General features: G+C 50.5%; 10 protein-coding genes. 2 read left to right on the forward strand and 8 right to left on the reverse strand.

All coding sequences use genetic code 11. From position 1 onward, the window contains the following. Nucleotides 1–75: 75 nt before the first annotated feature. From IB286_RS12815 to IB286_RS12850, 8 genes are all read right to left on the reverse strand, one after another. Nucleotides 76–786, reverse strand: coding sequence for an outer membrane beta-barrel protein (locus IB286_RS12815; protein ID WP_190766186.1), 711 nt, complete (start codon nucleotides 784–786; stop codon nucleotides 76–78). An 82-nt stretch (nucleotides 787–868) separates the two neighbouring features. Next, nucleotides 869–1294, reverse strand: a complete 426-nt coding sequence (gspG, locus tag IB286_RS12820; RefSeq protein WP_190766188.1) for a type II secretion system major pseudopilin GspG — start codon at nucleotides 1292–1294, stop codon at nucleotides 869–871. A 96-nt stretch (nucleotides 1295–1390) separates the two neighbouring features. After that, nucleotides 1391–2452, reverse strand: a complete 1062-nt coding sequence (gene sohB / locus IB286_RS12825) for a protease SohB (RefSeq protein ID WP_190766190.1) — start codon at nucleotides 2450–2452, stop codon at nucleotides 1391–1393. 56 nt (nucleotides 2453–2508) lie between these two features. Next, nucleotides 2509–3180: a hypothetical protein gene (locus tag IB286_RS12830; RefSeq protein WP_190766192.1), complete on the reverse strand. Its 672-nt coding sequence runs from the start codon at nucleotides 3178–3180 to the stop codon at nucleotides 2509–2511. Further along, complete coding sequence (locus tag IB286_RS12835; protein WP_190766194.1) at nucleotides 3177–4898, reverse strand: hypothetical protein; 1722 nt, start codon at nucleotides 4896–4898, stop codon at nucleotides 3177–3179. The genes IB286_RS12830 and IB286_RS12835 overlap by 4 nt, the downstream gene beginning before the upstream one ends. 150 nt (nucleotides 4899–5048) lie before the next feature. Further along, nucleotides 5049–5756 (reverse strand): DNA polymerase III subunit epsilon, encoded by a 708-nt coding sequence (gene dnaQ, locus IB286_RS12840; protein ID WP_190766196.1) that lies wholly within the window; start codon nucleotides 5754–5756, stop codon nucleotides 5049–5051. Nucleotides 5757–5768: 12 nt separating this feature from the next. Then, a complete protein-coding gene (gene rnhA, locus IB286_RS12845; protein ID WP_190766198.1) occupies nucleotides 5769–6224 on the reverse strand; it encodes a ribonuclease HI in 456 nt (151 codons plus the stop codon). A gap of 1 nt (nucleotide 6225) precedes the next feature. Then, a complete protein-coding gene (locus IB286_RS12850) occupies nucleotides 6226–7002 on the reverse strand; it encodes a class I SAM-dependent methyltransferase (RefSeq protein ID WP_190766200.1) in 777 nt (258 codons plus the stop codon). Between the two features lie 152 nt (nucleotides 7003–7154). Between IB286_RS12850 and gloB the strand changes: the two genes are divergently transcribed. Together gloB and IB286_RS12860 are read left to right on the forward strand one after the other, a co-directional pair. Beyond that, nucleotides 7155–7937, forward strand: a complete 783-nt coding sequence (gloB, locus tag IB286_RS12855) for a hydroxyacylglutathione hydrolase (RefSeq protein WP_190766202.1) — start codon at nucleotides 7155–7157, stop codon at nucleotides 7935–7937. 14 nt (nucleotides 7938–7951) lie between these two features. Continuing rightward, nucleotides 7952–9397: a LysM peptidoglycan-binding domain-containing protein gene (locus tag IB286_RS12860; RefSeq protein WP_190766204.1), complete on the forward strand. Its 1446-nt coding sequence runs from the start codon at nucleotides 7952–7954 to the stop codon at nucleotides 9395–9397. The last annotated feature ends 87 nt before the right edge of the window (nucleotides 9398–9484 follow it).

Here is a 9484-nt window from a genome sequence, read left to right on the forward strand (position 1 = left end):
ATCAAGAGATAATATCAATCTGTAAGCAAAACCCCATTACCGTTTGTTCACAACCCCCATCTAGAGGAGAACGCCTTAAAAGCGCAGAACAAAGTCTAGCGAAACGGTATCGGCCGCAAAATCCATAGACTTATCTTCCGCTTCCAGCGGGTAGTAATCATAGGAAAGCTGAACATCGGCATTGTCTGCCATTGCCAAGCGAAGGCCTAAACCAAGGTAGACATCGGTGCCGGTCACGGTAAAGCGGCCACGGTCTTGAGAATCTTCCAGTACGCCATCAAATTCCCAGCCATAGAGACCCACACGGGTAAAGAATCCGACAGGCTCTGACATAGGCGTGCTTAAACGCAGGCCCAATGTTGCGCCGCTCAAATCGCCATCCATAAAGACATTGCCCGGAGCGAAACCTCCCGTGGCAACATTGCTGCCATCGGAAAACGCCTCGGAAGAAAGATCGCCAAGATTCACATACCCCAGTTCAAACGCGAGATTCTGGCTAAGTTGCAAGCCAAAGCCGATGCGACCACCGGTTGAATCAGAGTTTGTGGATATATCCGACTGAGATCGGTCGCCGAAGCTGTATTGGTATTCATCAACACCAAAATCAAACTGAGTGACTGAGACACCGCCGAAGAAATAAGCGGATGGTTGATGGCTGCGACTAGAGTGATAGCTTGAACGGCCATAACTGTCATGACCATAGCTGTTATGGAGATGACTGCCCGCCTCGCTAGCCACCGGCAGCAGTAATAGCAAGCTAAAAGGAAGTAGTTTATTGCGCGACATGGATAGCACTCCTGTGTTTGTGGAATGCAGTATGGCCGCCGAGAACTGAATGAAAACTTAACCGAAACGGATTTTGTTAGCCTTATTCCGGCGTGTGGATACGCAGCAAAATATCCGCATTGGAATCGTTTCCGCCGGCTTTACCATCGGCACCAAGGGACGTGACCGTAACGCTGAGACCATCATCGGCTAACAGATACTGATAAGCCCGCCCCCAAGGATCAACAATGAGTTTTAAGCGGGCCAGATAAGGCCCGTTCCAGCTCGGCTTGTCTTCAGGCCCAACTTCAAACAGTGCATTTAAGCCTCGCTCCTGCACCGGGTAATGTTGATTATCCAGCTTGTATTTTTGCAGGGCGAGATTGATACGATTAAGGTCTTGCCTGGCTTTGGCGTCTCTAGCTTCATCTAGTCGGGGAACCAGCCCGATGACATACCAATACAGACCAACGCAGACCACCAGCGCAATGATAAGGATTTCACGGCGGCTTAAACCCGCCTGCCGCATCCCTTTCCTAAGACTTTTGTTTAGGCACTTGGGAAGCGTGGCGGACTGCTTAGTTTCTCTGCTCAAGCTAAAAACCTTTTGGCTCTTTATGGGCGCTTAACTAAAGAATCGACTATCGCGAAACTTCTCCAGCAACTTCCAGCTGCCACGTTCCACGGCAGCTTCTGCGGCCAAACCTAAACGCTCTTGCAGGCTGCGTTTTTGGCGGAATTTCACTTGGTAAATTTCTTTGTCCGGCCACTGGCTGAGCAGATAGTCATCGCTGGTTTGCAAGGCGTCGATCAAGCCCTTATCCAGCGCGCGTTGACCGTACCAAACTTCCCCCGTAGCGATCTCAGCCATATTGAGATTGGGGCGATGATGGCCGACAAAGTCTTTGAACAATGAGTGAGTATCTTCCAGTTCTTCGACAAACTTTTTGCGGCCGGCTTCAGTATTCTCACCCACCATTGTCAGCGTGCGTTTGAATTCGCCAGCGGTATGAAGCTCTACATCAATGTCGTGTTTTTTGAGTAGCCGATGTACGTTTGGCAATTGCGCAATAACACCGATTGAGCCGATCACGGCAAAAGGCGCGGCAATCAAGCGCGTGCCTGTACAGGCCATCATATAACCGCCGCTGGCCGCCACTTCATCAATGGCGATGGTCAGTTCAATATTCTTGTCGCGGATTCGCTGCAATTGAGACGCCGCCAAGCCATAGCTGTGAACCAAACCACCGGGGCTTTCTAGGCGCAATAAAATTTCATCTTCGGGGCGAACCACGGTCAAAATCGCGGTGATTTCATGGCGAAGTGCAGCGACTTCAGACGCCTTAATATCACCGTTAAAGTCCAAAACATAGAGGCGCTTTTTATCGGCGCTGTGCTCTTCCTTATTTTTGCTTTTCGCCTTGGCGCTTTTGTGTTCCTGCTTTTCTTTCTTTTTCTTTTCTTTATGTAGATCTTTGTATTGCTGCTCGGTCATAACCGAGTAATTAGCAAGGTCTTGCCAATCTTCAAAACGTTTGTGCAAGGCGGTGATCTCAATATGGCCATCTTCATTGTCGCGACGAGTGCGCTGACTGAGAGAAATAAAAGCGCCGATAATGACGACAAAAACCACGAGAACGGTAACAGACTTGGCCAGAAACAGGCCGTATTCAGCGAGAAAGCTCAAGAAGAAACTCCAGATATTCGAGAAGACAGCCTATTTTGGGGATGTGGCTTCGTCTGTCAAGCAGACCAGTCTTTCAGAGACTTACTAGCGATAGGATTATCCGGGCGGATAAACAAGCCACTGCGACCTAAAAAAACGCCATAAGCGGCACCATCGGTCAACGGCGCAAACACCGCATTGCCGTAATCGACCTCAACCCATTCTTTCAAAAATTCTGCTTTACGCAGGATGGGCCAGGTATCAACCAAGCTGGTGCTGGTAATAGCGTAGTAAATTTTATCTTCCTGACGCTGAAAGTTGATGTTCTGATAACGATTAGACAAGCGCTCCAACTTCACCAAATTCGTCACGCCAAGCCGGGCGAAGGGTAAATCCCAACGCAACACCCTACCCTCCAATTGCCATTGATCACCCAGCAAGGTGAAATGACGGGTTTCTTGCTCGGGAACACTGAGGCTCAGTGTGTAACGCGGAAAGGCTTGCACAACCCCATCGGCGTCATCCAAGGTGACGATAACGCGGGCAACCCGCTGTTCATCCGCTAAATTACGGTAGCTGAACACATCCTGCGTCAATATCACAAAGCCGACACTCAGGGGCGCAAAAACCAGTAACACCACACCGGAAAATTTGGGGCGGCGCAATAATGACAGCAGCGCGAAGGTCGCAAAAACGACACTGATGCCGCTTGCGATTAGAAGAATTTGTTCAAGACTTATATCATTCATGCGGCAGCACGAGGCGGAAAGCCAAGCTCGGTCAGGCTTTGCTCAGCAATCTGCAAAATTTTCTCGTCTCCGAGATGATGACGTTCCATATCAGCCAAGTAATACTCCAAACTAATCAAGGCATCAGCCAGCATCTCTAAGGATCTTGCGTGTTGCTGCTGGCTTAAATCCGTTTCTTCTGTTTCAAGATAATGCTTGATGAAGTTTACCGCCTGCCGACCAATAGCTTCTGCTTTTGGCAGCTGGACGATGGCAAAGAATCCCCGAACGCTATTCAAGGTTTGCGGCAGATTGGTGATATGCCCTACATCAAGCCCTGATTCAATATAGGAGGCAATGGCGCGCTTCGCCATGGTTACTGCATCTTTTGATTCAGCAATGGCCAGCAGTTTGGCCTCATCAACGAGGCTGGCAACATTGATATTTTCCCGCGCTTCAAGGGTTAAGTTATCCAAGTCGGAATAATTGAGCTTGCGGCGGTCAATTTGGGCAAGGCTGTTATCGATAAATAACAAGGTTTCAGCCAGCGATTCTAGCTCGCCAAAATGCACCGACAAATCGCTGCCAATTAAGCCCTTTAATTTAGCGGCATAGCTGGCAAGGGTTTCACCCAAGCTTGGAAGATTTAAAACCTTCAGCACTTCGCCAATCTGGGTTAGCAGGCTGGTAAGCGGCAGAATTTCATCTTCGTCGCTACGCTGGTGCTGGGTGAGCAGCTCCAGCATATCTTTGCCGTGACGCAGCTCGACCCGAAGCTCCTGTAGCACGGTGGAAACGGTTTCGTAATTGATACCCAGCATCTGCCGGCGCAGATCGTCTATTTGCTGGTCATTGAGCGTGGTTGGGGTGAGCTTGGCCGCTTTGAGCAGTTTTCCGCCCATGCCCTCCTGCCAAGCTGAGAGCTGAAGCAGAAAAACGATTTCATGTTCAAGAATCGGATTTAAACGAAGATCCTCACTACTGCTGCCGCGCAGCAAACCTTCCAAACCCGAGAAAAGCCGTTTGCGGTGAGGCGAAAGACTCAGCCCTTGTTGGATAAAACACTCCAGCACTGAGGACGCCAGCAGCCAAAAGGTTTGCGCTTGTCCATTGGGCAGGATGGCGCATAAACGGCGCAGAGCACGGTTCATTATGGTGAACTGCATTTCTGGCTGGCTGTCTCGCAACAAGCCCAGCAAGCCGGTTTGAAATAACTGACGAATCGGCTTTAAGGCGTTGTCGAAGGCTTTATTTTCCAGCGCCTGTGAACGGACTTTGAGTTTGACATCGCGGCTTAACAGCCAGCCATCGGTGGCATTGAAGTAGCCATCAAACAAGGGCAACTGGCCGTGTAAAACCCGCAGATCGTTGGCATAGGTGATGGCCATGAGCGGCACATCGGATCCGCGACTTTGGATAAATTCCAAATAGCGCGGCAAGATAAAAAAGGCGGTACTCAAGGCATTGAGCTTGGCTTCGATATGCTCGCCCTCGTCTTGCAACACAGCTCCGCAGAGATTGCGCATTTCATCGGCCAGCAACGCGGCACCGGGAACTTCCAACAGACGCAGGGTGCCGCCAATTTGGCGCAACTCCATTTCGCACTGACGAATAAGACCAAGGTCATGACGCTCGGCAAGGTAGCTTTCAAAAACATGGGTCGCTTGTTGCAGCGTGCTGTTCAACTCATCAGCAACAAGGCCAAAGGATTGGCTATTGATATTTGTATCCAACTGCACCGTTTTTCTCGCACAAAAAAGGTTTGTGATTAAGGACTTCGGCTATGTTTATCATTTTTTACCGAAGTGACACAGCGGCAAATTGCAGTTTTGTGGCGAAACCGACCTTTTAATTGTGTTCCAGCTCAGAGAATTGGACAAAAACAGGCATTAACGCCATAAGGTGTTGCCGCCACTCGCTTTATCAATAATTTGTAGTTGCTCATCGTGGGCCTCTAACTCAGCCGCCGTTGCGCTCAATACTCGCAGTGGCGTTCTGTTTGATGAGAGCCGCTGAATATCACCGCTGCCGGCCCCGCCTTGATCTTCACCGCCATCGCCTGCCAGCGCTAACTTGGTCTGGCCACCGGTCATTACCAGATAAACATCGGCGAGAATTTCAGCATCGAGCAAAGCGCCGTGCAAGTCGCGCTGGGAGTTATCAACGTAATAACGCTGGCACAAGGCATCCAGGGTATTGCGCTGCCCCGGATGTTTCTGGCGCGCCATGACTAGAGTGTCAATAACACCGCAAATATCTGCAATGGCCGGCATGGGGCGGCTGAGCTGCCGCAGCTCGGCATTGAGAAAGCCCACATCGAATGGCGCATTGTGAATCACCAGTTCGGCACCGCGCACAAACTCAAGAAACTCGTCGGCAATGCTTGAAAAAACTGGCTTGTCCGCCAGCATTTCATTGGTAATGCCATGCACCTCAATCGCGCCAGCCTCTACTTCGCGCTCGGGATTGATGTATTGGTGGTAGTGGCGTCCGGTTAATTTGCGGTTAACCAGCTCGACGCAACCAATTTCGATGATTTTATGACCTTGCGAGGGATCAAGGCCGGTGGTTTCGGTATCGAGTACGATCTGTCTCATTATTTGCCTTTATTAAAGCTCTTCGATGCCACGATTGGCTAATTGATCTGCAATTTCATTTTCACGATGCCCGCTATGGCCTTTTACCCATTTCCAATCAACTTGGTGGCGGCTACTCTGTTCATCGAGCAATTTCCATAAATCCGCATTTTTCACCGGCTGCTTTGACGCAGTTTTCCAGCCCCTCGCCTTCCAGTTCGGCATCCATTCGGTAATTCCTTGTCGAACATATTGCGAGTCGGTGGTGAGCGTGACTTGGCAGGAGCGCTTGAGCGCTTTCAGGCCCTCGATTGCAGCCGTGAGTTCCATGCGATTATTGGTGGTATTGGCTTCACCGCCATAAAGCGGCTTTTCTGTACCCTGATAACGCAGCAAAACACCCCAGCCGCCGGGGCCGGGATTACCTTTGCAGGCGCCATCGGTAAAAATTTCTACATTCTGCGTGCTACTAGGTTTGCTATTCGACATCTTAATTTTTCGGAACCGGTTTCCAATTGCGGGTGGCCCCCAATACCGGGTGACGCAGCACATTGCTGCGCACTTGTTGGGCGTCCATTGACGGGGTTAAGGGCGCGCGATATTTGGTTGCAGTCAACACATAAACACCGCCCATCGGCAGCTTACTGCTGGCACACTTGTGGTCAAGAAAAAACGTCGGGCGATTTACTGGCAGGCGGTGAAATCCGTAAGAAACCCCGTCAAGCTCGAAGCCTAGCAGCGACAACCAGTCCTGAATTCGACCAATACTTAGCATATGGTTTTGCCACATGGGGCTGCGTTTGAAACGCCCCAAAATGCTCCGGCAGGCCAGCAAGGAGTAAGGGTTAATCACACAAACCACCAGCTTGCCGTGGGGGGTGATGACCCGCTCCACTTCCCTGAGAACCCGGTGTGGATTTTCAACAAACTCGATCAGATGATGCAGCAGTACGATATCTTGGGATTCATTGGCGACGGGGAGTTGATGGAAGTCGCCAATAGCATCCAGCACTTGGCTATAACCGTATTGATTAAGGCTGCCTAAGTGAAATTGTCGGGTATGCCCCGGCAAGCTATTAAGCGGTACCCGCTCGGGAATGGCGCTCAATTTAAGCAGGTGTCGCCCCGGCCCTCGATAATCGCTAACTGCCTGATTAATCAGAGGAAGCTCATCATTAAGCACGGTTCTGCCCAAGGGCGTGGTAAACCACTGCCGCAGTGCCGGCAACAGGGCATCTGGTGCGTGCTGGCTTCGCCATTGACTCATAGCGCTCTCTCAGGGGGTATAATATTGCAATTTCGACTGCTATACATTTTTGCAAGGCTTGTGCAATATGTATAACCGTCCGCTTATTGTGTGCTTGGTCTCATTCAGTTTGGACTCAGCAAAAGTTTATTGTAATAGCCTTTGCCCTAATTATGACAAATTCTGTTGCCATTAGACCGATTCCGGCTTTTAACGATAATTACATCTGGTGTCTCAACGCAGGCACGCAGGCCGCCGTTGTCGATCCCGGCGATGCGGCTCCGGTTTTGGCTTTTCTCGAACAACAGAATCTCACGCTCTCGGCCATTCTTGTCACCCACCATCATTTCGACCATGTCGATGGTATTGCTGCCCTGCTCGCACGCTGGCCCCAAGCAACAGTCTACGGCCCCGATAATGGCGTTGAAAGCATTGAGCATAGATTGAGCGATGGCGATCAAATCAGCGTCTTCGACCTAACCTTTTCCGTGCTCGCTGTACCGGGCCACACCTTAGATCACATTGCTTATTTTTGTGAGCCGGAAGTCGGCGAACCCATTCTATTTTGTGGCGACACATTATTTGCCGGCGGCTGTGGTCGTATTTTTGAAGGCACTCCGCCACAAATGAAAGCCTCGCTGGAAAAACTCGCGAGACTCCCCGCCAGCACAGCGGTGTATTGTGCTCACGAATATACCCTCGCAAACCTGAATTTTGCCTTAGCCGCCGAACCCGGTAATACTGCGCTGCAAGCAAGATTCGAAAAAGACAGTCAAAGCCGTGAACAGGGAATTCCTACGGTACCTTCAAAGATTGATGTTGAACTGGCAACCAATCCGTTTTTACGCAGTCATAGCCCAGAATTACAGCAACGTGTTATCGAACATGGAAAGCTCGATAAACCCACAGAAACTGAAATCTTCACTGCCCTGCGACAGTGGAAGAACGAGTTTTAGGTTTTTTATCTTCCATGCGACATCCCTTAATTTCAAAGCCGATTTGCTGGCACGTTTTCCTGTTCCTGTTGATCAGCGGAATCGCTACACATAGCCATGCCGCGCCAAAATATTCCTCGGTGTGGAAACGTCTCAGTGCCGAATTAACCTTTACCGACCAAACCCAGCATGAAGAAGTGGCCGAAATTGCCGATTGGTACGACAAGCACTCTTATTATCTCGACCGAGTCAGCAAGCGCGCCGCCCGATACATGCACTACATTCTTTGGCGGCTTGAAGAAAAAGGAATGCCCGCCGATCTTGCGCTGCTACCTCTAGTCGAAAGCGCCTATGACCCCTTCGCCTATTCCAGTGGCAAAGCGGCCGGCTTGTGGCAGATTGTTCCGCAAACCGCCGAGCATTTGGAGCTACAGAATGACTGGTGGTACGACGGCCGCCGCGATGTGATTGATTCTACCGAGGCCGCACTGGATTATTTATCGGATTTAAACCAACGCTTTGACGGCGATTGGCTGCTGACCCTTGCCGCTTATAATAGCGGCGCTCGCACGGTTCACCGAGCGATGGCGAAAAACCGACAACAGGGCCTGCCGGTAGATTTTTGGTCGCTTGAACTACCCGCAGAAACCCAACAATATGTGCCCAAGTGGCTAGCGATGGTGCAGATCTTTAACGATCCGCGCGAATTCAAACTTAACCTGCCCGACACCCCTAATATTCCGCAATTTGTGATTGTCGACACCGACGGTCAAATCGATTTAAAACAAGCCGCTGACCTTGCCAATATCAGCCTCGACAAGCTGTACCATCTCAACCCCGGTTTTAACCGCAATTTAACACCGCCTCGCGGCCCCAGCCGCCTGCTACTGCCACTCGAAAGCCAAAGTGCATTTGAAACCGGCTTAGAAAACCTAAGCACTCCCAGAGTGGAATGGCGCCGCTATAAAGTGGCCAGCAACGACACCCTTGGCGGCATCGCCGCCAGAAACAATATCAGCCTTAAAGAGCTGAAAAGCATCAACCAGCTTAAAGGCGACCTGATCCGCAGCGGACAAACCCTATTGGTTCCCAGCCGGGTCGAACTGGATTATTACGCACCGGAAATGCTGGCTGGCCGCCATCAGGTTTACAAGGTTAAATCCGGAGACACCTTGAGCCATATCGCCCAGCGTTTTCAGGTTGGGGTAAAAGATCTCAAACGCTGGAATAGCCTTGGCGAAAAAGATTTTATTCGCGTGGGTCAAAAACTCACCATTAAGTCGCCACTCGCGCAAAATCGAACCGTTAAAAAAATGGGCTATGAAGTGGTCAGCGGCGATTCACTCGAAAAAATTGCCCAGCGCTTTCGCGTCAAGATCAACGACATTCTGACCTGGAACGGACTTTCCAAAGACAAGTATTTGTTACCGGGGCAATCGCTGACCTTGTATATCAGTCTGACCCAGGCCCAAGACAGCTAACGTCCCCTTTTATATTCAGCACGCAATACAGGCATGTTCAGCTACTGGCGCTGGACGACAAGCCATTTTATTTGTAATGTCGCCTGT

The organism is Spongiibacter pelagi (assembly GCF_014705705.1).
Lineage (GTDB): Bacteria > Pseudomonadota > Gammaproteobacteria > Pseudomonadales > Spongiibacteraceae > Spongiibacter > Spongiibacter pelagi.